Source organism: Nonomuraea sp. IBHARD001 (assembly GCF_056106265.1).
The window spans coordinates 3,178,249-3,199,781 of record NZ_JBWBBW010000002.1 but is presented as its reverse complement, the minus strand read 5'-3'; the positions used below and the strand labels follow the sequence as shown (position 1 = coordinate 3,199,781).

The window sequence follows — 21,533 nt, the reverse complement described above, 5'->3', positions numbered from 1 at the left end:
CGTTTCTGTCGTTCGTTTTTCGTTCGTTCGGTGAGACCCACTGTGGCCGCGCGCGTTGATACATCCGCGATGCGCCCGCGATGCGCGAGCCGACCTGGGGCTTTGACACGGCGTTCGCCCTGGTGTGCAATGCCAGTGCACGGGGCGCCGACACGGGACGGGTGAGGCTGTCGTGGTCGACGAAGCCGCCCCCGAGCCGTCGGCCGCGCTCTCGCCGGTGGCGTTCGTCGCGGCGATGCGGCAGCTCAAGGCGTGGAGCGGCCTGACCTATCGTGAGCTGAGCGAGCGCGCACGCGCCGCGGGCGACTGGCTGCCGCACACCACGCTCGCCTCGGCGCTGGCACGCGGCACGCTGCCGCGCGCGGAACTCCTGGCCGCCTTCGTCCGCGCGTGCGGCGGCGACCCGGACGCGGTCGCACGCTGGCTGAGCACGCTGCGCCGCCTGTCGGTCGAGACGAGCGGGCCGCCCGCCGAAGACCCCCAGTGGTGGGAGCTCCCCGAGGACGAGCCGGGCCCGCATCTGCGCGTCGGCGCCTACGACACGCGGCAGCTGGCCGCCAGGACGGGCCTGCTGCGTTCGATCGACGACAGGTTCGGCGGCCATGCCGTCGCCGACCAGGCCGTGACCGCGCACCGGCAGGCCAGCCTGCGCCTGACCGGTGCGAGCGACCCCGCGCCCGCCTTCGTGGCCGCGCTCGCCGAGAACGCCGCGAGCACCGGCTGGAGCTGCTTCGACGCCGGTCGCTGGCCCGCCGCCTCGCGCTACTACGACCGTGCGGTCGCACTGGCGGAGAGCTCGGGCGACCCCATCGCCCTGACCTACGCGCTGACCAACTGGGCCTACGTCCTCATCGAGAGCGATCCCTCGCCGGGCGACCTGCGCAAGGCCGCCGCCCTGGCCGAGCGTGCCAGGCGGCTGGCCTCGGGCGCGGGCTCGGCCCGGCTGGTGGCCGCGTGCGCCGCGCGTGAGGCGCGTACCCTGGCCAGGCTGGGCGACAGGCACGGCTTCGAGCGGGCGGCGGCGCTGGCCCTCGACGCCTTCGAGCGCGGTCGCTGCGACGCCGATCCCGCCTGGACCGCCTACTTCGACGAGGCCGCCCTGCACTCGGCGCTCAGCAGCTGCCGCAGCGCCCTGGGCGAGCACGACCGCGCCCTGGCGCACGCGGAGCTGTCGGCGCACCACCACAACGAGCGCCACCTGCGCAACACCGTGTCCAGCTGGCTGGTGCTGGCCATCGCCAGGGTGGCGACGGGAGCCGTCGAGCACGGCTGCGACGACGCGCTGAACGGGCTGCGGCTGAGCATGTGGCCCGGCTGTTCGGTGATCACCTCGCGCCGGCTGGCCAGGTTCGTCGCGGACGTGGCCCGCCTGCGCCCGCAGGCCGCACGCGCCTTCCTGCTGGCCACCCAGGCCCTGTAGTCCTCGTCCTCGTAGCCCGGTAGACCTTGTAGCCCGGTAGACCTTGTAGCCCGGTAGACCTCCGTAGCCCGGTAGACCTCGTACAGGTTCGTACAGCGGCCGCTCTTGCCGCCCGGGTGGTCGTGATCAACGATGAAGACGCGCGAGCAGCCGGCGCATGCGCACCCCGAACCCCTCATCGTTGCCCAGATCGTCATGGGAGGACCTCGCATGCCGCCGCCCTCACCCGGCCGGATCCGACCGGCCCATCTGCCCTCCGGGTTCCAGCACCGCCGCAGTGTCTCGGGCGCGTCGGCGCCCGGCTTCTCCGGTGTCGCCGAGCAGGTCACGCACATCCACACCCGGGGCTGGAGCCGGGAGGACTTCCACCTCGGGCCCCTGCACGTCGTCGTCACCCAGGTGGGGGGCGCGGTGCTCGAAGCCACCGAGAACGTCGTCGGCGTGCCCGTCGACCTCGGCGTCGCGGGCGTGTCGGCCGAGTACCACGACGGCATGTGGGCCGACGGCGACGCCGTGACGCCGCCCGTCTGGCGTACCGATCTCGCGCACTCCCTCACGCTCCGCTCGGCCACGCTCGTGGTCGGCGTGCGGGGGCCGCGCAGTCTGAGCGTGTCCGACCTGCTGGCCGTCGCGCGGTCCGTGCCGCTGACGGCATGAACGCGGTCGTCGTCCTGCAGACGGCCGTCGGGCTCGTCCTGGCGGGCGCCGCCGTGGCCAAGGTGTGGACGCGTACCTCTGTCGCGCCCTTCCTGCTGGCGCTCGGCCTGCCCGGACGCCTGGCCGTACCGGTCGCCGCGGGGGTGGTCCCGGTGGAGCTGCTGTGCGGGCTCGCACTGGCGGCCGGGGCCGGTACGGCGGCGGCCCGGGTCGCGGCCGTCGTGTGCTGCTCCTTCGCGCTGCTGCTCGGCTGGGCCCTGCTGAGCGGGGTACGCGAGGGCTGCCGCTGTCTCGGGCCGGTCGACGGCGATCGGCTCACCGGCGTCTCGGTGGCACGGGCCGTGGTGCTGGCCGTCGCGGCGCTCGTCCTGGCCTGGCGGGCGTCCGGCGTCCGATCACCGTGGGCAGAGCCGTGGGCCGAGCCGTGGGCCGATCTGTCGTCGGTCGCGGCGGGCGGGCTGGCCGCCGCCGCGTACCTGGTCTGTTTCGGGCTGCTGGCGCGGGTCGCCGCCTTCCGGCAGGCCGTCACCTCGATCCGTGCCGTGCAGGCACAGCGGGAGAGTGCTCGTTGACCGCCTTCTTCGTCACCACCTATGTCATCGCCTGGGTCGTGCTGGTGGCCCTTGTCGTGGCGGTGTTCGCCCTCTACTACCACTTCGGGCAGATGTATCTGGTCAGCCCGGAACACCGGGCGGCGCAGGGGCCGCCGGTCGGCGACTGGCTGAAGAGCCTGGAGGCCGAGTCGCTGTCCGGGTCGCCGGTGATCCTGCCGCTCGCCCGGCCCTCGCTCGTGGTGTTCATGTCGACCGGGTGCAACATCTGCTCCGGGCTGCGCGAGAGCGTCGCCGCGCTCGCCCGTGCCCGGCGCGACGTCGACCTGGTCGTCGTGTGCGGCGGCGAACGCCGTATGGTCGCCGCCTGGGCCGGCGACCTGGCCGCCGCGCTGCCGGTCGTGGCCGATCCCGGCAGCCGGATCGCGGCCTCCTACAACGTCGACCTGCTGCCCTTCTACGCCGCCGTCGGCGCCGACGGCAGGGTACGCGGCACCGGCGGGCTCAACTCCGGCGACGACCTCGCCCTCGCCTGCGACACGGCGCTCGGCCCCTTGAGCGAACACGACCACGAGCACGACCACAACCACAGCCACGAGCACGCACCGGCCGGAAGGAGCCTCAGCTCATGAAGGATTTCCTCATTCGGGGCAGCCGCGCCATCTCGCGGCGTCGCGCGCTGCGGATCGGCGCCACCTCGGCCTTCGGCGCGCTCGCCGCCACCGCGGTCGGCCGCCCTGCCGCAGCCGCCGCTGCCGCCCCCTGCTCGGGACCGTACGGCACCGGCCGCTGCGGAAGCTGCAACTGCTCCGGGTCCAGCTGCAAGGCCTGCGGCAACACCAGCTGCGGGAAGATCACCGGCTTCTGCCCCACCGGCACCGCGTGCTGGGCCGGTCCCGGCGGCACCTGCTGCGACTGCCGATGCCGGGCCAGTGCGGCCAACATCTGGTACTGCTACTGCCACGGGTGAACGATGCGACCCTCAGCGCGTACTCCCCGTCCCAAGGCCACGGCCGCCGCCCTCGCGCTCGCGGCGGCGGCCGGTGTCCCGCTCGTCGCCTCCGGCGCTCCCGCCGGGGGCCTGACGGTGGCGTTGCTCATGCTGCTCGCCCTGCTCAGCGGTGTGCAGGGCCTGCGCACCGATTGAGGCAACAACGCGGTCCACGTGATCGCACAGCCTCCCGGGCGGGGGCTCACGACATCCCGTTCCACCTACTGGGCCGCGGTCGTCCTGCATGCGACCGGGCTGGTCGCGGGCGCGTCGGCGGCAGGCGCCGTCCTGCGTCTGGCGGGCTCCCCGCTTCCCGCACTCCCCCTCTGGCCGCTCGGCCTGGTGGCGCTGCTGCTCGCGCTGCCCTCGGCCCGGCTGCTGCCCGTGCACCTGGAAGGCAGTTCATGGCGTGTCCCCCGCTCGTGGGGCCGTTTCGGCCACGTGACGTACGCGGCCGTGTTCGGCGCCTCGATGGGCACGGGTCTGGCCACCGCCCTGTCGTCGCCCTCCCTCTACCTGCTGCTCCTGTGGGGCTTCACCGCTCCAGCCTGGTCCCTGGTCTGGCCGGTCTTCCTGACCTTCGGCCTCGGCAGGGCCCTGCCCTTCGTCCTCATCGCCGTCCACACCGCCCGCCACGACCTCGACCCACACGACCCGCTGACCGAGACGGAGGCCCTCACGACACGCCTCGCCCTGCCCGAAGCCCTGCTGCTGGCCTTGACGGCGGTGGTGCTGATCACGGGGTGAGATGCGGCGGCTCGCGCGTCTCACCCCTCGGTGTGTACGGGTTCCCCGAACGAGGCACCGCCCTTGTGCCGACGGAGGGACACTCCCAGATGACCGTCAAAGGGAGAGCCGATGCCCGTACCGGCCATGCTCCAGTGTGAGTTGACCTTGCGCTGCGGCCAGAGCTGCTCTCATTGCTACAACTCCTCGGGGCCGGATCAGCCTCACGGGTCGCTGACCGTCGCGGACTGGCAGTCGGTCATCGCCCAGGCCGTCGCGCTCGGCATCCCCACGATCCAGCTGATCGGCGTCGACCGGGTGCGGCGCCTGGGACGTGCGGGTGCGGCCGGAGCCGACCTTGCCGAGCAGGTGCGGGTCGTGCGGCGTGCGCGTCGCCGCGATACTCGGCGACGGGCAGGTCACCCCCTGCCCGATGGCGCGCACGCTGGTGGCGGGCAATGTCCGTGACCAGCCCTTGGCGGCCCTGCTCGACCTGACACGCGCCGACGCGGTCGGGGTACGCGCGCTGATCGTGACCACGGCGGGATGTGAGCCGAGCTGCCGTCCGGGCTGCGATCCCGGCGTCGGCGGAGGCACGGGCGACGGCGGCAAGCCGTGCAACCCCGACCAGGTGTGCGGCCCCAAGCAGCCTCCCCACCCAGAGCCCGACACCGGATGCACGCCCAAGAAGAACTAGGACCTCGTGGAATCGACAGCCGAGCCCCGTGACCGTCTGCTCGCCGTACTGTGCGAGGAGCTGATCGCGGCCGGGATTCTCGACCCGGCAGGGGAGGAGGGCGAGGCCTGGCTGGAGGCGCTGCGCTCCGTGCCGCGCGACCTGTTCGTCCCGCGGCGCGGTTCGCGCAACGGCGGGGAGGTCGACACCGTCGTCGACCGCGACGCCGACCCCGGTCCGTGGTGGGCGGCCGCCTACGACCTCAGTGCGGCGATCGTGACCCAGCGCGCCGACGGCGACGCGGACCTCTCCGACGTCACCGCGCCACCTTCCTCCTCGCTGTCGGGAGCCGACGTGGTCGTGCGGTTCCTGACCCTGCTCGACGTGCGTCATGGGCAGCGGGTCCTGGACGTGGGAACCGGCACCGGGTGGACGGCCGCCTTGCTGGCCGCCCGGGTCGGCGACGAACAGGTGGTCACCGTGGAGGTCGACCCGGCCGTCGCCGCGCGTGCCGTGCCCAACCTCCGCACCGCAGGCCGCCGTCCCCTTCTTGTCGTAAGCGACGGCGCGCTCGGGTACCGGCCGCACGCGCCCTACGACCGGATCCACGTCACCTGCGCCGTGCACTCCGTCCCCTACGCCTGGGTCGAGCAGACCTGCCCTGGCGGGGTCGTCGTCGCTCCGTACCTGCCTCGCCGGGCTGTGTGGGGCACGCGGTTGCGGCTCGACGTCGCGGGCGACGGCACCGCGGTCGGCCGATTCCACGGGACGGCCTGCTACATGATGTTGCGCGCCCAGCGCCCGGCGCTGCCCTGGCTCACCGACGAGGAGTACGGCCCTGCCCGCGACGCGACCTGCGACCTGGACCCGGCCGCGGTCATCGCCGACCACGACGGCGCCGATCTGCCGCTGTTCCTGCACGCCGCAGTGCCACACCTCGTCGTTGTGCACCACGGCTGGGAGGACCTGCACGACGACCGGGTGCTGACGGTCCGGCTGTGGAGTCGCGACAGCTGGGCGCTGGCGGTCGCCGACGGCCGAGGTGGAGGACAGGTGCGTGGCGGCGGCCCGGCCGACCTGTGGCACGATCTTGCCACCGCCTACCGTGGCTGGATCGCCGCAGGGCGTCCCGGAGTCGATCGTCTCGGCATGACCGTCGGCCCGGCCGGGCAGCACCTGTGGCTGGACGAGCCCGGCCACCGGCTGGACTCCTCGCGTCGACAGCCGCGCTCGCACCGGCCGAGGTCGTCGGCTACCCGGACACGTTCAGCGGGCGGTGTGCTGTCTGCGGACCATCTCGTCGATCCAGACGGGGGCGAAGGGGGAGGTGCAGCCGGGTGAGGTGGGGTAGTCCTTGAGCACTTCGAGGCGTTCGCCCACGTCGATCGCGCGGGCCCTGAGGTCGGCGTGCTCGATCCCGATCTGGGCCAGGCAGTGGTTCATCGCCCACTGCAGCCGTTCGGGCGCCTGCTTCATCTCCGCCTCGACGACGTCGAGCAGGCCGGGCAGGTCGAGGCCGTCCGGCCGCTTGGCCACGCGTTCGGTCGTCAGCGCCCACCCGGCGCTCGCGACCACGGGATCGGGGTCGGCGAACCAGGTCAGGCGCAGCTCCTCGGCGTGCGGGCTCTTCTTCACCACGTAGTTGACCAGCCAGTCCTGCACCTTGGGCGTGCGCGCCTCGCGCAGCATGGTGTCGAGCTCGGCCCGCTCGAACGCCTTCGGCCTGCAGATCAGCAACGCCAGCAGCCTCGCCGCGGTGTCCCCGGTCGCCCAGAGATCGCGGGCGAGGTCCTGCTGTGTCTTCAGCCGTTTGGCGACCGCGCGGAGCTTGCCGAGGTTCACACCGTGATCGTCACCGTGCCTCTCGTTCACCTCGCGCGCGCGGGCGTCCTCGAGCCCGGCGAGCTCCGCCATGATCTCGGCCACCGTCGTCCCGGCGGCCACCGTCGTCCCGGCCATCACGCCTCCAGCTCCGTCCGATGCGGGAGCCTCACCCTACGCCCGCTCACCCCTCCCAGGTGACCGGCAGGCTCATCACACCGTGGATGTCCGCGCTCTCGGGCCGCAGCCGCAGCTCCTGCTCGGGCACCGCGAGCCGCAGCGAGGGGAAGCGGGTGAGCAGGGCGGGAAGCGCGATGCGCATCTCCACGCGGGCCAGCTGCTGGCCGAGGCACTGGTGGATGCCGTGCCCGAACGCCAGGTGCCCGCCCTCCGCACGCCGGATGTCGAGCGCGTGCGGATCGGTGTAGCGCTCGGGGTCGCGGTTGGCGGTGTTGTAGGACAGCACGACCGTCGTGCCCGCCTCGACGAGCTGCCCGCCGAGCTCGACGTCCTCCAGCGCCGTCCGCATGAACGTCTTGGCCACGCTCAGGTACCTCAGCAGCTCCTCGACCGCCCGGTCGGCCAGGCCGGGTTCGGCGCGCAGCGCGGCGGCCTGCGCGGGGTCGCGCAGCAGGGCGTAGGTGCCGAGCGCCAGGGTGTTCGCCGTGGTGTCGAACCCGGCGGCCAGCAGGATCAGCGCCACCCCCTTGAGCTCCTCGTCGTCCAGATCGGTCGCGGTCAGCTCGCTGAGCACGTCGTCGGTCGGGTTGGCCCGCTTGGCCACCACGAGGTCGGCGAGGTAGAGCTGCGTGGCGGTGTAGGCCTCGATCAGCTCCTCGTCGCTCGTCGCCCCGCCGAGGAACGTCTCGATCTGCGCCTGGAAACGCCCCCTGTCCTCGTACGGCACGCCGAGCAGTTCGCAGATCACGATGGCCGGGATCGGCTTGGCGAAGGCGTTCACCAGGTCGATCGGCGGTCCGGCCTGCTCCATGGCGTCCAGGTGTTCGGCGACGATCTGTTCGATCCGCTCGGTGAGCTGCCGCATCCGCCGTACGGTGAACCGGCCGACCAGCGGCTTGCGGTAGCGGCTGTGCCGGGGCTCGTCCATGAGCAGGAACTCGCCGGGCGGCGCGGGCGGGATCTCCATCCCGGTCGTGTCGATCGACGGATGCCGCATGAGCTCACGCCGTGCGCTGAAACGCGGATCGGCCAGCACCGCCCTGACCAGGTCGTACCCGGTCACCAGCCAGCCGGTGTGCCCGCCCGCGAAGGGCAGTCTGCTGATCGGCCCGTGCTCGCGCGCCCGGACCAGCTCGGCCGGTGGATCGAAGGGACACCCCGCCTGCCGCTCGTCCGGCAACCGCTCAACGGTATGAACGTCCGTACCCATGTCCATCCACTCCCCATCTGTCCGTCGTCTGCCGTGTGCTGTGCTCCACTGTCGCCGCCGGGCCTGACACACGACCGCCATCGGGCTGACACGAGCGCTGACACGCCCGTGCGGCGCGAGAATCGGGGTATGCGCTTTCGCGTCCTTGGCTGCACGGAGGTGGCAGGCGAGCCCGTCAGGGGCACCGGCCTGCGCGCCCTGCTCGCCGTCCTGCTGCTGGAGTCGGGCCGCCCGGTGCCCGCCGAACGCCTGCGCGAGATCGTCTACGGCGGCGCGGGCGGCGCCAATGCCCTGCAGTCGCAGGTCTCCCGGCTGCGCAGGCTGCTGCCCGTACGGCTGGTCGAGGGCGGCTATCTCGTCCGGGTCGACCCCGAGGAGGTGGACGCCCACCGCTTCGCCCGCCTGGCCGCCGAGGGAAGGCGTGCCGGGCACACCGCCGACGCCGTGCGGCTGCTCGGCGAGGCGCTGAGCCTGTGGCGGGGGGAGCCGCTGGCCGACGTACCCGGTCTGGACGGCCACCGCGAGCGCCTGACCCGGCTGCGCGAGGAGGCGGTGGAGCACCGGGTCGACGCCCAGCTCGCCCTGCGCGTGGACCCGGCGACCCTGATCGAGGACGTGGAGCGGCTGGTGGCCGCCGATCCGCTGCGCGAGCGTCCGCGCGCCCTGCTGATCCGCGCCCTGTCCGCGGCCGGACGGCAGGTCGAGGCGCTGGAGGCCTACGAACGCTACCGGCGGACGCTGGCCGAGGAGCTGGGCGCGGGGCCGTCGGCCGGGCTGAAGGCCCTGCACGTGGCGGTGTTGCGCGGCGAGCACGGCCCGCGTGCCAGGCGCCCGCTGCCACGCCCTCGACCGCAGGTCAGCAGCTTCGTCGGGCGCGAGGCCGATGTCGAGGCGCTGCGCGCGACGCTGGCCGCGCACCGCCTGGTCACCCTGACCGGCCCCGGCGGCGCGGGCAAGACCAGGCTGGCCGCCGAGACCGTCGCCGCGTTCGAGCGGGTCTGCTTCGTCGAGCTGGCTCCCGCCGCGCACGTGGCCGAGGCCCTGCGCGCCGCACTCGGCCCCGAGCGTCCGGGCGAGCCCGCGACGGCGCTGGCGGGCCAGGACGTGCTGCTCGTCCTGGACAACTGCGAGCACCTCGTCCTTGAGGCCGCCGAGCTGACCGACCGGCTGCTGGCCACCGCGCCGGGCCTGCGGATCCTGGCCACCAGCCGGGAGCCGCTCGGGGTGGACGGCGAGGTCGTCGTGCCGGTGCGCCCACTGGCCCTGCCGCCGGACGGCGCGTCGCCTGCCGAGGCGCTGTCCGGCCCGGCGCTCGCCCTGCTGGCCGACCGGGCACGCGCCGCCGACCCCGGCTTCGTGCTCACCCATGCGGCCGTCCGCATCTGCCGCGCACTCGACGGGCTGCCCCTGGCGATCGAACTGGCCGCCGCCCGGCTGCGCGCCCTGTCGCCCGACGACCTCGCCGACCGGCTCGACGCGGCCGCGGCCGACCGCTACGACCTGCTGGCCACCGGCAACAGGAACGCCCAGCCCCGCCATCGCACCCTGCACGACGTCGTCGCCTGGAGCTGGGCCCTGCTGTCGGAGCAGGAGCAGCGGCTGGCCGCCCGCCTGTCGGTCTTCCCCTCCGGCTGCACGCTGGAGGCGGCCGAGCGGGTGTGCGGCGCCTCCCCCGCGCTGCTGGCCGCGCTGGTCGACAAGTCGCTGGTGCAGGCGGGCGACGGGCGTTTTCGCATGCTGGAGACCGTGCGCGCCTTCTGCGCCGAGCGCCTCGGCCCGGACGAGCACGGGGTACGGCTCGCGCACGCCGCCTACTTCGCCGAGCTCGCCGCCTCGGCCGAGCCGTACCTGCGGGGGCATCGGCAGGTCGGGGAGCTGGCCAGGCTGGCGGCCGAGCACGACAACCTCACGGCGGCGCTGCGCTGGGCGATCTCGGCGGGGCAGACGCCGATCGCGATGCGGGTGACGGCCTCGCTGTGGCTGTACTGGTGGCTGCGCGGGATGAGCCAGGAGGCGGTCAGGCTCAGCGCGCGTGCGGTCGAACTGCCGGGCGCCGAGGAGTGCGGTGAGGCGTTCGTCCTGGCCGCGTTGCAGCTGGCCACCGCGCTCAGTCCGAAGCCCGAGCTGCGCCGCCTGCTGGAGCGCGCCGAGGCGGTCGCCGAACGGCTGCCCGACTCCTGCCATCCGCTGATCGCCATGGTCCGGCCGTACCCTGCGGTGGCCGTGGGCGACTATGCCGCGATCGTGCCCGCGCTCGAACGGGCCACGGCCGCGCGCCAGCCGTGGCCGCGTGCGTTCGCCGGGCTGCTGCTGGCGATGATCAGGGTCGGCTCCGGCGGTCAGGCGGCACGCGCCGAGGCCGATCTGGGGGACGCGCTCACCGCGTTCCGGCTGGCGGGCGATCGGTGGGGGGCGGCGCAGGTGCTGCTGCAGCTCGCCGAGATCGCGACCTGGCGCGGCGACCACGCGGGCGCGCTGGCGCTGACGGAGGAGTCCATGGCGCTCACCGCCGCGTTCGGCGCCAGCGAGGACACGGCCCTGGCCCTCGCCCACCGAGGCGCCGCCCGCGCCCGATCGGGCGACCTGGAGGGCGCACGCGCCGACCTGGAGCTCGCGATCGACTCGGCCGGTGCGCGCGGCGCGGCCGAGACCGTCGCCCAGGCCACCTACGCCCTGGCCGAGGTGCACCGGCTCGGCGGCGACGACGCCCGCGCCCTGGCCCTGTACGGCGAGGCGCTGGCCGGGTGCGTGCGGCTGCCGTGGGCGGGCGAGGAGGAGGTGCGCGCCCGCGCGTTCGTCGGGCTCGGCCGGATCAGCGGCGACACCGGGCTGCTGCGTGAGGCCTACGCCGTCCTGCTCGCCGCCCTGGACGTGCCCGCGGCGGCCGGAGCGGTCGAGGGCATGGCAGACGTGGCCCTGCGCGGCGGGGCGGCCGAACGCGCCGCCCTGCTGCTCGGGGCCGCGCAGGCGTTGCGCGGCCTGCCCGGGTCCACCGGCGGCGAGCTGGGCGAACGCGTCAGGCACGCGCTCGGCGCCGAGGCCTTCCGCCGTGCGCACCGCCGGGGCGAAGGGCTCGACCGGGCCGCGATCACCGCCCTCATGCGGGCGTGAGGCGCGCTCGTCAGCGCCGCGTGCGGGCCGCGTCAGCCCCGGCCCGCACGCTGGTTGGCATGAGAGAGCTCCCCACCACACGCACCTGCCCGTTCAGCCCGCCGGACGGCGCCATGGACGAGCCCATCGGCAAGGTACGGCTGAGCGGCGGCGACGACGTCTGGTACGCCACCACGCACGAACTCACCCGTGCCGTGCTCGGCGACACCCGTTTCAGCTCCGAGGTCGACGGCGGCGCACTCGGCGTGCCGCTGCGCCGGGCCGACGCGCCGCCCGGCGTGTTCATCTCGATGGACCCGCCGCAGCACACCCGCTACCGCCGTCTGCTGGCCGGGCGGTTCACCCTGCAGCGCGCCAACCGGCTGCGGCCCGGCGTCGAGCGTGTCGTCGCGGCGCAGCTCGACCTGCTCGAACGCCAGGACCGTCCCGCCGATCTGATCGAGCACTTCGCCCTGCCCGTTCCCTCGCTCGTCATCTGCGAGCTGCTCGGCGTGCCGTACGACGACAGGGCGCTGTTCCAGGCCGCGAGCGCCCGGCTGCTGAGCCGTGAGGGCACGCCGCAGGAGACCGACCTGGCGCTGGCCGAGCTGTCGGTCCACCTCCTGGGGCTGATCGCGGCCAAGCGCGCCAAGCCCGGACTCGGCCTGCTCGACGAGCTGGTGCGCGGCGAGGAGCGGCTGAGCGACGACGAGCTGGTCGGGATCGCGGTGCTGCTGCTGGTGGCCGGGCACGAGACCACCGCCAACCTGCTGGGCCTGGCCACCCTGATCCTGCTGCGGCGGCCCGACCAGCTCGCCCTGGTACGCGACGACCCCGCCGCCGCCCGCACCGCCGTCGACGAGCTGCTGCGTCATCTCTCGGTCGTGGACACGATGCTGTACCGCCGCGCCGTCACCGATCTGGAGCTGGGCGGCCACACCATCGCCGAGGGCGAGTTCGTCACCGTGTCGCTCGCCGCCGCCAACCGCGACCCCGCCCTGTGCCGCGACCCCGACGTCCTGGACGTCACCAGGCCGCGTACCCATCACGTGGCGTTCGGCTTCGGCCCGCACCAGTGCATCGGCCAGAACCTGGCCCGTCTGGAGGTCGAGGTCGCCCTGCCCGCCCTCCTGCGCCGCCTGCCCGGCCTGCGCCTGGCCGTACCCGCCGACGAGGTGCCGATGCGCGACACCATGACCGTGTACGGCGTGCACCGCCTCGAGGTGACCTGGTGATCACCGCCGACCGCGACCGGTGCGCGGGGTCCGGCCAGTGCGCCCTGTGGGCTCCCGAGCTGTTCACCCAGGACGAGGACGACGGCCGCGTCCTCCTCCTGCCTGGCCACGCCACCCCCGGCGCCGTACGCCGAGCCGTCACCGGCTGCCCGACCGGCGCGATCCGCTTCACGGACCAGGTGGACCACGACGCCCGCGAGGTCCTCCGCCCGCACGAGTCCCCACCACCCCGCACCTGACCGGCCCCGCCGACGGCTACTCCGAGTAACCTTCCGCGCGCACGCGGCGCCCCAGGACGCCGGCCAGGAGGTTGAGGGCCTCGATGACGCGTTCGCGGTCCGCGCCCAGCTCCTCCAGGAGTTCGGCCTCCCTGGCCAACTGCCGGGGGAAGATCGCGTCGACGGCCGCCTCGCCCACCGGCGTCAGGCGGATCAGCGCGGCGCGGCGGTCGGAGGGGCTGGGATCTCTGGTGATCAGGCCGCGCCGCTCCAGCCTGATCAGCGTCTTGCTGATCGCGGCACGGGAGTGGCGCACCTGGTCGGCCAGATGGCGGGCGATCGTGGGATGCGGGTCGTGCCGCAGCCGTACGCACACGTCGAGCTCGGCCCCGGTCAGCGGGGCGTCGACGTAGAGCGGGTCCATGCCCTCGGCCAGCAGGGTGACGACGCGTTTGAGCGGGCCGATCACCTCCATGGGCGAGGTGTCGAGGTCGGGACGTGCGGCGGCCCACAGCTCGCGGACGCGTTCAGTGCTGCGGGTCATACCGCCTCCTCATTGTTAACCGGTTGACTACTGGGTTACCTTTACCGCCATGAAGGAGACTACGACGCTCCGGCCCCCCGCCGTGCTGTTCGCCGCACTCGGCCTGCTCACCGCCGTGGCGCCGCTGGCCATCGACATGTACGTGCCCGGCTTCCCCGAACTCGGCCGCGAGCTCGGGGCCGGGGAGTCGGCCGTGCAGCTGTCGATGAGCGCCTTCCTGATCGGACTGGTCGCCGGGCAGCTGGTGATCGGCCCGCTGAGCGACGGGCTGGGACGGCGCAGGCTGCTCCTGCTGGGCACGGCCGCGTTCGCGCTGATGTCGGTCGTGTGCGCGCTGATGCCCACCGCGCCGCTGCTGGTGGGCGGCAGGTTCCTGCAGGGCTGCGCCGGGGCGGCCGGGCCGGTGCTCGCGCGTGCCGTGCTGACCGACCGTTTCGCCGGGCCCAGGCTTTCGGTCTCCTTCTCCGTGCTGGCCATGATCCTGGGCGTGGCGCCGATCGCCGGGCCGTTGCTCGGCGGCGTGATCGTGGCCGCCTCCGGCTGGCGTGCGGTGTTCTGGGCGCTGGCCGTGCTCGGCGTGGTGATGCTGGCGGCCGTACGGCTGGCCGTACCCGAGTCGCTGCCGGTGGAGCGGCGCTCGCCCGGCGGGGTGGGCCATGCCTTCGGGTCCATGGCGGCCCTGCTGAGGCAGCGGGCCTTCACCGGGTACGTCCTGGTGCTGGGCCTGACGGCGGGGGCGATGTTCGTCTACATCGGCGCGTCCAGCTATGTGTTCCAGGACGGCTTCGGACTGGGCGCCGTGCAGTACGGAATGGTGTTCGCGGTCAATGCCGTGGCCATGCTGGTGGCCAGTGCCGGGTTCGGGCTGGCGGCCAGGCGGGTGGCGTTGCCGGTCCTGCTGACGGGGTATCTCGCCATCGGCACGGCCGGGGCGCTCGCACTCGCGCTCCAGGCGCTGCTCGCGCCCAGTCTGGCCGGCACGTGGGCGTGTCTGGCCGTGACGCTGTTCGGGGTGGGCGGGGTGTTCCCCGCCGTCACGACCATCACGCAGACCATCGGCCGCGAGCGCGCCGGAGCCGCCTCCGCGTTGTCGGGCGCCGCCGGGTACGTGTTCGGCGCGCTGGCCGCCCCGCTGAGCGGCACCACGCTGGGCGCCATGGCGGTGGTCATGCCCACCGCCATGGTGCTGGCCCTCTTCGCCCTGCTGCTCACACGCTCGAAGGCCGGGCCGCCCGCGACGGCCTGACGTCGCCGGTCAGAAGTCGGCGGTCAGAAGTCGGCGGCGTGGTCGGCGGCCCACTGCGCGTAGGTGCGCGGCGGGTGGCCGGTGATGCGCTCCACGGTGTCGTTGACCTCGGCGGGCCTGTTCGCCGCCGCGGCCATCAGGCCGAACAGCGCGCCGAGGAAGGTCGGGTCCATGAACGCGCCCATCTGCCGCAGCACCGGCTCGGGTTCGAGGTCCTCGGTGGTGAGCGGACGGCCGAGCGCCTGGCCGAGAACACGGACCTGGTCGGCCTGCGTGAGCGACTCGGGCCCGGTCAGGTAGTAGGTCTGCCCGGTGTGCCCCTCGCCGGTCAGCGTCACGACCGCCACGTCCGCGACATCCCGCTCGTGGATCACACTGAAGGCCGCGTCGATGTACGGCGCCCGGATCACGTCGCCTCCTGCCAGCTGCATCGCGAACGTCAGCGAGTTGATCGCGGGGAACATCAGCCTCAACACCGTCCATTCCAGGCCCGACTCACGTACGGCCTGCTCCACACCGGCGTGATACCCGGCGATCACATCGGGCTGCACGTCGGCCCCGTCCACGACCGCGCCCGACGAAAGGAAGACGATCCGCTCCACACCGGCCTGCCCGGCGGCCTCAAGGAGCGGCGCCGGGTCCATGCCGTACTGCAGGACCAGCAGGATCGCGCGCACACCCCGCAGGGCGTCGGGCAGGGTCTCCGGCTTGGTCAGGTCGGCCCGGACCAGCTCGACACCCTCCGGCAGACCGGCCTGCTCGGGATTACGGGTCAGCGCACGGACGGGAAGCCCCGCGGCGTGCAGCGCCTCGACGGCCTGACGGCCGAAGTGGGCGGTGGCACCAGTGACGAGATACATGCGAACTCCATCTTCAAGGGGTGTTCAGTCTATCAGAACAGAATGCTTCGTTCCACAACAGGACTCGGTCAGCGCTTCCTGGCCAGCGTGACGCCGTCGCGTACGGGCAGCATGACCACCTCCAGCCGTTCGTCGCGGACGAGAGCCTCGTTCACGCGCCGCATCGCCCGCTGGTCGTCGCCCTGGACGCCCGGGTCGAGCACACTGCCGCCCAGCAGCACGTTGTCGAGCACGAGCAGACCGCCGGGCACGAGCCTGGGCACGATCTCCTCGCAGTAACCGGGATATCCGGCCTTGTCGGCATCGACGAAGGCGAAGTCGAAGCCCGGCTCTTCGGGCAGCGCCCTGAGCGTGTCGAGCGCCGGGCCGATCCTCAGGTCGATGCGCTCCTCGACACCCGCACGCCGCCAGTACGGCCTGGCGATGGCGGTCCATTCGCTGCTCACGTCACAGGCGAGCAGGGAGCCGTCCGCGGGGAGAGCACGGGCGATGCACAGCGACGAGTACCCGGTGAACACGCCGATCTCGATGGCACGGCGCGCGCCGGACAGCCGTACCAGCATCTCCAGCAGCGCCCCCTCGTCCGCCGTGATCTGCATTCCGGCCGCGCGTCCCGTCGCCTCGCGGGTCGTCTCGGTCAGTTCGGTCAGCAGGTCGCCCGCCGGGGTGCAGTGCGCCCGCAGGTAGTCGTCGACGGCGGGGGCGACGATCTCGAACTCCTCGCCGGATACCGGGTCGCTCCAGTCGACGCGGAGCTCCTCCTGGGTGGCGAAACGCACCAGGTGCCGGGTGACGACGTCGCGCACGCCGCTCAGCGCGTCGAGGTCGTCGGCGGCGGCGATCAGCACGAGTTCCCGCCGGTCCGACAGCAGCGAGCAGACGCCGGAGCCGAAGGTGATCGTCGCCCTGCCGGAACCGGTGTGCCGCGCGTCGGCCTTGTGGCCCAGGTGGGCGACCAGCTGTTCGGCATAGCGTTCGGGGCGATCGGTGGCGACGTGGGCCGTGGACAGGGGCATGCGAAATCCAAGTGTCTAGATTGTTCGACGCTTTCGATGCCGGGCAGTCTGCCCATCGCACGGGCGGGTTGTCAAAAGCGTCGAGATTCCTGGACACTTACGTGATGACAGACGAGCAGCTCCTCGCTCTGCGCTCATCGGCGCAGTACAAGGCGCTCGGGCACCCCCTGCGCCACCGCATGGTGAACCTGCTGCGCCAGCGCCCCGCCACCCTGGGCGAGCTGACCACGGCCCTCGAATCCACCAAGGGAACGGTCGGCTACCACGTACGCGTCCTGCGCGACGCCGGGCTCGTCCGCCTGGCGAGCACCCGGCGGGTACGCGGCGGCACCGAACAGCGCTTCGAGCTGATCAGCAGAGGCTTCCGCCTGGAGGAGGAGACCGCGGCCCGCTTCCTCCTCGACGCGGCCCTGGCCGAGATGTCCCCCGTACGGCCGGGCGACCCCGGCCACACCGTGCTGCACCACCTCTGGCTCACCCCCGACCAGGCCCGCGCGCTGGGCGCACGGCTCGAATCGTTCGACCACGCCTCCTCCCTGAAGCCCGCACCCGGCACCGAGGCCTACGGGCTGGTGCTCAGCCTCTACCGTGCCGACATCCCTCGGCTGCCTCCAGAGGAGCGCACGGGATGAGGCGTTCACCGGGTGCGATCCTGGGAGCCGTCGCCCTCCTGCTCACGAGCTCGTGCGGCACCGCGACCGCGCCCGCCCCCGCGCCCACCCCTGCGGCCGCCACCGCGGGCGCCGTCGCGCCGCTCACCACCGCCGACACCTGTCCGAGCCCGCCCCGGCGCGACTCCGGCCTCTCCCCCACCTCGGCCTCCTCCGGCTGGGAGCTGGTCTGGAAGGCGCCGGGCGGCGGACTGGCCGCCGCGACCGCGGCCGACGGCGTCCTGTGGGCCATGCACAACCTGCCGACCGCCGATGCGAAGATCGCCTTCATGCGCTGGGACGGCCGCGGCCGTACCGAACTGCCCGTCATGCCCGGCCAGAGCGCGCAGTGGCCCTATGCCGTCACCGGCCCCGGGCAGCTGTGGGTCTTCGGCCAGAGCACCTGGTTCTGGGACGGCGCCACCTGGCAGGAGCGCACCTCCCCCCTCGCCGACCCCGGCGACTCCGTGCAGGCCGCCCGGGGCCGGTGGGCCGTCACCGCCGACACCTCCGCACACTGGAACGGCGCCGCCTGGCAGTACGCCCGCGTCCCCATCGAGGGCACCGGCAGGATCGGCGGCAGCGACGACGCGCCCTGGCTGCTCGGCGGCTACTTCGCCCGTGAGGGCAGGGAGATCGTCGCCGACCTGGCCAGATGGAACGGCGCCGCCTGGCAACGCGTCGACCTGCCCGCCATGCCGCTCCCCCGCGACGCCGACCCGGTGGACCCCGGCGAGTGGTCGCTCGCACCCGGTGGCGTCGTGGCCGTGGACGAGGAGGAGTTCTGGGTCACGGCCGAGTACAGCTGGGAGGAGAGGGCGCCCGGCGGCGACGAGCCCGTGCAGCACGCCAGGCCGGTGGCGCTCCACCATGCGAACGGGCACTGGAGCTGCACCTGGGGACCGGCCGTACGGCGGAACGCGGGGTTCTCCGAGGCCGAGCCCGACGGCTCGGGCGGCCTGTGGACCGTGCTGCACACCGAGCACGTCTTCGACGGCCGGGGCGAGGTGTGGCGCCTGTCGGGCGGACGGTGGAGCAGGCAGACGCTGCCGACCGACGGCGACCTGCCGTACGAGATCATGGACCTCGCCGTCGTCGGCGCGGCGGTCTACGCGACGGGGATCATCCGTGACCCGCGCGGCACGCAGTACTCCGCCCTGTGGCGTCTGGCGGGGTGAGGCGGGCCGCCCGTCACGTTCCGGCGATGTCGAGTGCCGTGCCGTACAGACGGGTGACGTGCAGTCTGATCACCACACGGCGTTCGCCCACCTGCTCGCGCAGGAAGGCGGCTTCCTCGGCCGGGTCGGCGAAGCCGGGCGTGAGGGCCAGCAGTTCGCGGCCGATCGCGTCGCCCGGCTCGGCGCTCGCCTCGGACACCTCGGCGTCGCCTTCGGCCACGGCGAACGACCAGACGTCCGGGCCGTTGACATGCAGCGACACGCGGGGGTTGGCGCGTATGTGGCGTGCCTTGAGGCGATCCTGGGTGGTGGAGAGGCGGATGATCCTCGCGGCGGGGTCCCAGCCGTACACGACCGTGGACAGATGCGGACGTCCGCCGCTGGTGACCGTGGCGAGAACGCCGAACTGCTGGGCGGCGAGCAGGCGCGCGAGTTCGTCGTCGTTGAGGGTACGAGGGGCGGGGCCGGTCATGGGCTTGGTCCTGTCTGCGCTGGTGGGAGGGCGGTCGTCGGGCCGCCCGGAGACACAGAAGAGACCATAGCAGATAGTTTTGTTATAGACGATCCAATGCGGACCCACTTTCGCCTAGCTGTGCCACCAGCGGGTGTTGCGCTGCTGACGGCAGTCGGTGAGGGCCGCCTGGTAGCCGTTGCCCGCGCCGAAGTCGAACTCCAGGCACTTGCCGACCCACATGTTGTAGATCTCGTCGGCCGTGGTCAGATACCAGCTCTGGTGGCCGCTGCCGTTGCAGGGCCGCGTCTCGACGATCCAGCCGCTCGGGATCCAACCGGCGGGGACCGCGGTCAGGCACCTGTTCGGCGGGGTGTAGGGCTCGCCGACGAGACGGATGGCGGTCGTGGCGGTCTGGGTCCAGTTCGCCTGCCATTGCTGGTTGATGCCCCCGTTGCAGGCCCATGACGTGACGTGGCCGTTGCCCCACCAGGTGGCGGCGTTCACGTCGAGGCAGGTCTCGGTGGCCAGGTTGAACAGGCGCTCGTCGGTGTCCACCATGGCTGCGGCCGTGCCGGAGCCGCCTCCCAGCAGGACGAACACCATCATGACGACGGCGGTCAGCGTCTTACGCATGCTTGGTCCCTTCGTGTGACCGTGGGGTGATCGGCCCCATCAACGTCACACGCGACACGCCGGGCAAACAGGCCGGTTCGCGTCAATCTGCGGGGGAATCCGGCCACGCCGTACAGGGGCCGGCCAGGGGGCCGATCAGGTGGGCCACCACCACTGCGGCGACGCCCAGACCGTTGCAGGTACGACAGGCCGGGCCCTTCAGCCCGCCTCCCACGACCTGGCCGAAGCTCCCCAGAGGCTTCGCCCGCGCCGGGACATCCGCATGCCCAGTCCCCCGCCGCCCGCGCACCCAACCCGGTGGGGCGGGGTAGGACCGCCAGCTTTTCCTCCTGGGGTCCAGGCGCCGGTGAGGGAGGCGTCGAGCACACGTCCCGGCGCCCCTCCATTCCGCCGACACATGGCTCAGCCCGGCCATACGGCCTGGTCGCCCGGAGCGGCAGGAGGGGGTACGGGGGACCAGGCGCCGAAGCCGGTGGGAAGAAACCACTGGTCGCCGAGGTCGCCCGAGATGAACTCCTTCAGCTCGATCAGCAGCGGACCGTCGGCGACCGGGGCGCCCAGCGGCATGGAGCGGGTGGGCTGCCGGCCCGGGCCGCCCGTGAGTTTGGCGATGGCCTGAGGGTGCCCGGTCTCGGCCGCGAGGCGGAAGTAGAAGCGGGCGATGCTGGTCCTGCCGGGATCCCAGGCGAGCAGGCGGCAGCCGTGACCGTAGGCCAGGGCGGCGGCCTCGGCGCGGATGTCGGGACTGTCGTACAGCGCCTCGGCCCTCGGATGGCCCAGCGCGATCGCACGGCGCAGCCAGGTCTTGCCGTCGCGCACCCACCCCTGCACCACGACGACCAGCGCCAGGTGGAAGGCCGCCTCGGCGTCACCGTGCACCGCCAGGCGCGCCAGGCGTCCGGCGGTACGGCCGTGCTTGTCGCGATAGTGATGGACGGTCGCCAGGAAGGCGTCCTCATCCTTGGCATTCACCTCGGCGGCATTCACCTCGGCGAGGTCCTCGGGGTTCGCCTCGGCCCCTTTGTCCGCGAAGAGTCCGGGCGGCGCCGTACCCGGAGGGGCGGGTAAGCGTTCGTCCTCGGCCAGGGCGGGCTCGCAGGCGTGCTGCCAGCGTTCGTGCCATTCGCCTACGTCCACGGGGCCCAGGTCGAGGCACACCTCGCGGGCGGCCTTGTGGCAGCTGGCGACGAAGGAGATCACCCACGACCACTCGGGCGGGTGGACCCGTCTGCCCTGCAGGGTCTCCTGAGTGGTGCTCGACGCCAGGCGACGCCCTTTCGTGCCGTCCGGCAGCGGCCGCCGTGACATCCTCTCCAGCTCGGAAAGCGACGGATTGCCGGCCTGCTTCCTTAGCGCGTTGAGCTGATCAATGAAAGCGCTGTGCTCGTGAGTCATCGCTGATAGCCGGATCCGTGATCTCGAGAAGGGGGATGTCACAGCCGTGACTCCCGAGGCCGACGAACCGTGACAACGGTCATGCTCCCACCGAAGCGCGACGATCCGCCCGCCGATCAATCATTCGAGATCTTCCGATCCATCCCGGCCGGACCAGCCGAAACACCGTCCGGACGATCTCGGACGATCCCGGATGACCTCGAACGAGACCGGACGGCACCGAATGACGCCGGACGACACCGAACGAGGTCGGCGGAGTCGGGCGCCGGGGCCGGGCCGCGTCCGGTGTCGTTCGAGGTCGTCCGAAGGCGTGCGACCCGCTGGCGGCCCGGTACGAGCGGGCGGCATCGTGATCGCCCTACCCCCTCCCCTCCCGAAGGGTCCACCGATGCCGCGGCCTGCCGACCCCGCCACCCCGCCGCCCGTACGCGGGGCGCCGCCCGGCCGATGCGCCGGGCCCGGCGGGTGCTGGTACCCGGCCTGCCCCTGTGACGCCGAGGAGATGGCCGGGTACATGGTGATGATCTGGGCACTGCGAAGCGGCCGGGTCCCGCTCGCCCCGCCGTTCGAGCAGTTCACCGCCGAGGAGCTCGTCGCCTTCTGGGCCGACGACCGCACGGCCAACGGTCCCGGCGAGCGCGACTGACGACGACCCGACCCCTCGAAGCCGCCGAAACCGCCGAAACCGCCACAGAAATCAATTCCGACAATACGGCCATTCAATAGCCCAGCACACCGACAAGACAGCCATTCCCATCACCACACAGGCGACATGTCGTATA

Annotated in this window: 24 protein-coding genes; 15 read left to right on the top strand and 9 right to left on the bottom strand. The window is 73.0% G+C overall.

The genetic code is table 11. The features are described from left to right. Positions 1–172: 172 nt before the first annotated feature. The 4 genes from ACTWNK_RS16805 to ACTWNK_RS16790 all read left to right on the top strand — a co-directional run bounded on the left by ACTWNK_RS16805 (position 173) and on the right by ACTWNK_RS16790 (position 3,260). The gene (locus ACTWNK_RS16805) at positions 173–1,420 is read left to right on the top strand and encodes a hypothetical protein (protein ID WP_474304914.1); all 1,248 of its coding nucleotides are present in this window, start codon (positions 173–175) and stop codon (positions 1,418–1,420) included. Between the two features lie 210 nt (positions 1,421–1,630). Continuing rightward, complete coding sequence (locus tag ACTWNK_RS16800) at positions 1,631–2,077, top strand: hypothetical protein (protein WP_474304913.1); 447 nt, start codon at positions 1,631–1,633, stop codon at positions 2,075–2,077. After that, positions 2,074–2,649 (top strand): MauE/DoxX family redox-associated membrane protein, encoded by a 576-nt coding sequence (locus ACTWNK_RS16795; RefSeq protein WP_474304912.1) that lies wholly within the window; start codon positions 2,074–2,076, stop codon positions 2,647–2,649. The genes ACTWNK_RS16800 and ACTWNK_RS16795 overlap by 4 nt, the downstream gene beginning before the upstream one ends. Further along, a complete protein-coding gene (locus ACTWNK_RS16790) occupies positions 2,646–3,260 on the top strand; it encodes a TlpA family protein disulfide reductase (RefSeq protein WP_474304911.1) in 615 nt (204 codons plus the stop codon). The genes ACTWNK_RS16795 and ACTWNK_RS16790 overlap by 4 nt, the downstream gene beginning before the upstream one ends. Here the strand turns inward: ACTWNK_RS16790 and ACTWNK_RS16785 are convergent. Further along, positions 3,250–3,573, bottom strand: coding sequence for a hypothetical protein (locus ACTWNK_RS16785; RefSeq protein WP_474304910.1), 324 nt, complete (start codon positions 3,571–3,573; stop codon positions 3,250–3,252). The two genes, ACTWNK_RS16790 and ACTWNK_RS16785, sit on opposite strands and share 11 nt — an antisense overlap. Before the next feature lie 28 nt (positions 3,574–3,601). Between ACTWNK_RS16785 and ACTWNK_RS16780 the strand changes: the two genes are divergently transcribed. The 4 genes from ACTWNK_RS16780 (at position 3,602) to ACTWNK_RS16765 (ending at position 6,362) form a co-directional block, all read left to right on the top strand. Next, positions 3,602–3,775, top strand: coding sequence for a hypothetical protein (locus tag ACTWNK_RS16780; protein WP_474304909.1), 174 nt, complete (start codon positions 3,602–3,604; stop codon positions 3,773–3,775). 18 nt (positions 3,776–3,793) lie between these two features. Next, entirely contained in the window at positions 3,794–4,366 is a 573-nt protein-coding gene (locus tag ACTWNK_RS16775) for a hypothetical protein (protein WP_474304908.1), read from the top strand. Between the two features lie 364 nt (positions 4,367–4,730). After that, the gene (locus tag ACTWNK_RS16770) at positions 4,731–5,042 is read left to right on the top strand and encodes an SPASM domain-containing protein (protein WP_474304907.1); all 312 of its coding nucleotides are present in this window, start codon (positions 4,731–4,733) and stop codon (positions 5,040–5,042) included. A gap of 6 nt (positions 5,043–5,048) precedes the next feature. Next, positions 5,049–6,362: a methyltransferase domain-containing protein gene (locus tag ACTWNK_RS16765; RefSeq protein ID WP_474304906.1), complete on the top strand. Its 1,314-nt coding sequence runs from the start codon at positions 5,049–5,051 to the stop codon at positions 6,360–6,362. On the opposite strand, the gene ACTWNK_RS16760 is transcribed toward ACTWNK_RS16765, so the two are convergent. Both ACTWNK_RS16760 and ACTWNK_RS16755 read right to left on the bottom strand, forming a co-directional pair. After that, positions 6,288–6,980: a DNA alkylation repair protein gene (locus tag ACTWNK_RS16760; protein WP_474304905.1), complete on the bottom strand. Its 693-nt coding sequence runs from the start codon at positions 6,978–6,980 to the stop codon at positions 6,288–6,290. The genes ACTWNK_RS16765 and ACTWNK_RS16760 overlap by 75 nt on opposite strands. A gap of 46 nt (positions 6,981–7,026) precedes the next feature. Further along, the gene (locus ACTWNK_RS16755; RefSeq protein ID WP_474304904.1) at positions 7,027–8,232 is read right to left on the bottom strand and encodes a cytochrome P450; all 1,206 of its coding nucleotides are present in this window, start codon (positions 8,230–8,232) and stop codon (positions 7,027–7,029) included. 129 nt (positions 8,233–8,361) lie between these two features. On the opposite strand from ACTWNK_RS16755, the gene ACTWNK_RS16750 reads away from it, so the two are divergent. Genes ACTWNK_RS16750 through ACTWNK_RS16740 form a run of 3 tightly spaced genes read left to right on the top strand, consistent with a single transcriptional unit; the run spans position 8,362 to position 12,796 of the window. Further along, positions 8,362–11,343, top strand: coding sequence for an ATP-binding protein (locus ACTWNK_RS16750; protein WP_474304903.1), 2,982 nt, complete (start codon positions 8,362–8,364; stop codon positions 11,341–11,343). Positions 11,344–11,402: 59 nt separating this feature from the next. Then, positions 11,403–12,557: a cytochrome P450 gene (locus tag ACTWNK_RS16745; RefSeq protein ID WP_474304902.1), complete on the top strand. Its 1,155-nt coding sequence runs from the start codon at positions 11,403–11,405 to the stop codon at positions 12,555–12,557. Further along, entirely contained in the window at positions 12,554–12,796 is a 243-nt protein-coding gene (locus tag ACTWNK_RS16740) for a ferredoxin (protein ID WP_474304901.1), read from the top strand. The genes ACTWNK_RS16745 and ACTWNK_RS16740 overlap by 4 nt, the downstream gene beginning before the upstream one ends. 16 nt (positions 12,797–12,812) lie before the next feature. On the opposite strand, the gene ACTWNK_RS16735 is transcribed toward ACTWNK_RS16740, so the two are convergent. After that, positions 12,813–13,319, bottom strand: coding sequence for a MarR family winged helix-turn-helix transcriptional regulator (locus ACTWNK_RS16735; protein ID WP_474304900.1), 507 nt, complete (start codon positions 13,317–13,319; stop codon positions 12,813–12,815). A gap of 49 nt (positions 13,320–13,368) precedes the next feature. Here ACTWNK_RS16735 and ACTWNK_RS16730 point away from each other — a divergent pair, with 49 nt between their 5' ends. Further along, a complete protein-coding gene (locus ACTWNK_RS16730) occupies positions 13,369–14,565 on the top strand; it encodes a Bcr/CflA family efflux MFS transporter (protein WP_474304898.1) in 1,197 nt (398 codons plus the stop codon). Between the two features lie 23 nt (positions 14,566–14,588). Here the strand turns inward: ACTWNK_RS16730 and ACTWNK_RS16725 are convergent, their stop codons facing one another. Together ACTWNK_RS16725 and ACTWNK_RS16720 are read right to left on the bottom strand one after the other, a co-directional pair. After that, entirely contained in the window at positions 14,589–15,425 is an 837-nt protein-coding gene (locus ACTWNK_RS16725; protein WP_474304897.1) for an NAD(P)H-binding protein, read from the bottom strand. A gap of 68 nt (positions 15,426–15,493) precedes the next feature. Next, on the bottom strand, positions 15,494–16,441 hold the full coding sequence (locus ACTWNK_RS16720; RefSeq protein ID WP_474304896.1) for a DUF2218 domain-containing protein: 948 nt from the start codon (positions 16,439–16,441) through the stop codon (positions 15,494–15,496). A 104-nt stretch (positions 16,442–16,545) separates the two neighbouring features. Between ACTWNK_RS16720 and ACTWNK_RS16715 the strand changes: the two genes are divergently transcribed. Together ACTWNK_RS16715 and ACTWNK_RS16710 are read left to right on the top strand one after the other, a co-directional pair. Then, complete coding sequence (locus ACTWNK_RS16715) at positions 16,546–17,073, top strand: ArsR/SmtB family transcription factor (RefSeq protein ID WP_474304895.1); 528 nt, start codon at positions 16,546–16,548, stop codon at positions 17,071–17,073. Beyond that, on the top strand, positions 17,070–18,269 hold the full coding sequence (locus ACTWNK_RS16710; protein ID WP_474304894.1) for a hypothetical protein: 1,200 nt from the start codon (positions 17,070–17,072) through the stop codon (positions 18,267–18,269). The genes ACTWNK_RS16715 and ACTWNK_RS16710 overlap by 4 nt, the downstream gene beginning before the upstream one ends. Positions 18,270–18,282: 13 nt before the next feature. On the opposite strand, the gene ACTWNK_RS16705 is transcribed toward ACTWNK_RS16710, so the two are convergent. The 3 genes from ACTWNK_RS16705 to ACTWNK_RS16695 all read right to left on the bottom strand — a co-directional run bounded on the left by ACTWNK_RS16705 (position 18,283) and on the right by ACTWNK_RS16695 (position 20,664). Further along, complete coding sequence (locus ACTWNK_RS16705; protein ID WP_474304893.1) at positions 18,283–18,741, bottom strand: PPOX class F420-dependent oxidoreductase; 459 nt, start codon at positions 18,739–18,741, stop codon at positions 18,283–18,285. 114 nt (positions 18,742–18,855) lie between these two features. Beyond that, positions 18,856–19,356 (bottom strand): ricin-type beta-trefoil lectin domain protein, encoded by a 501-nt coding sequence (locus tag ACTWNK_RS16700; RefSeq protein ID WP_474304892.1) that lies wholly within the window; start codon positions 19,354–19,356, stop codon positions 18,856–18,858. 402 nt (positions 19,357–19,758) lie between these two features. After that, positions 19,759–20,664, bottom strand: coding sequence for a hypothetical protein (locus ACTWNK_RS16695; protein WP_474304891.1), 906 nt, complete (start codon positions 20,662–20,664; stop codon positions 19,759–19,761). Between the two features lie 475 nt (positions 20,665–21,139). Here ACTWNK_RS16695 and ACTWNK_RS16690 point away from each other — a divergent pair, with 475 nt between their 5' ends. Further along, on the top strand, positions 21,140–21,397 hold the full coding sequence (locus ACTWNK_RS16690; protein ID WP_474304890.1) for a hypothetical protein: 258 nt from the start codon (positions 21,140–21,142) through the stop codon (positions 21,395–21,397). Positions 21,398–21,533 lie beyond the last annotated feature (136 nt).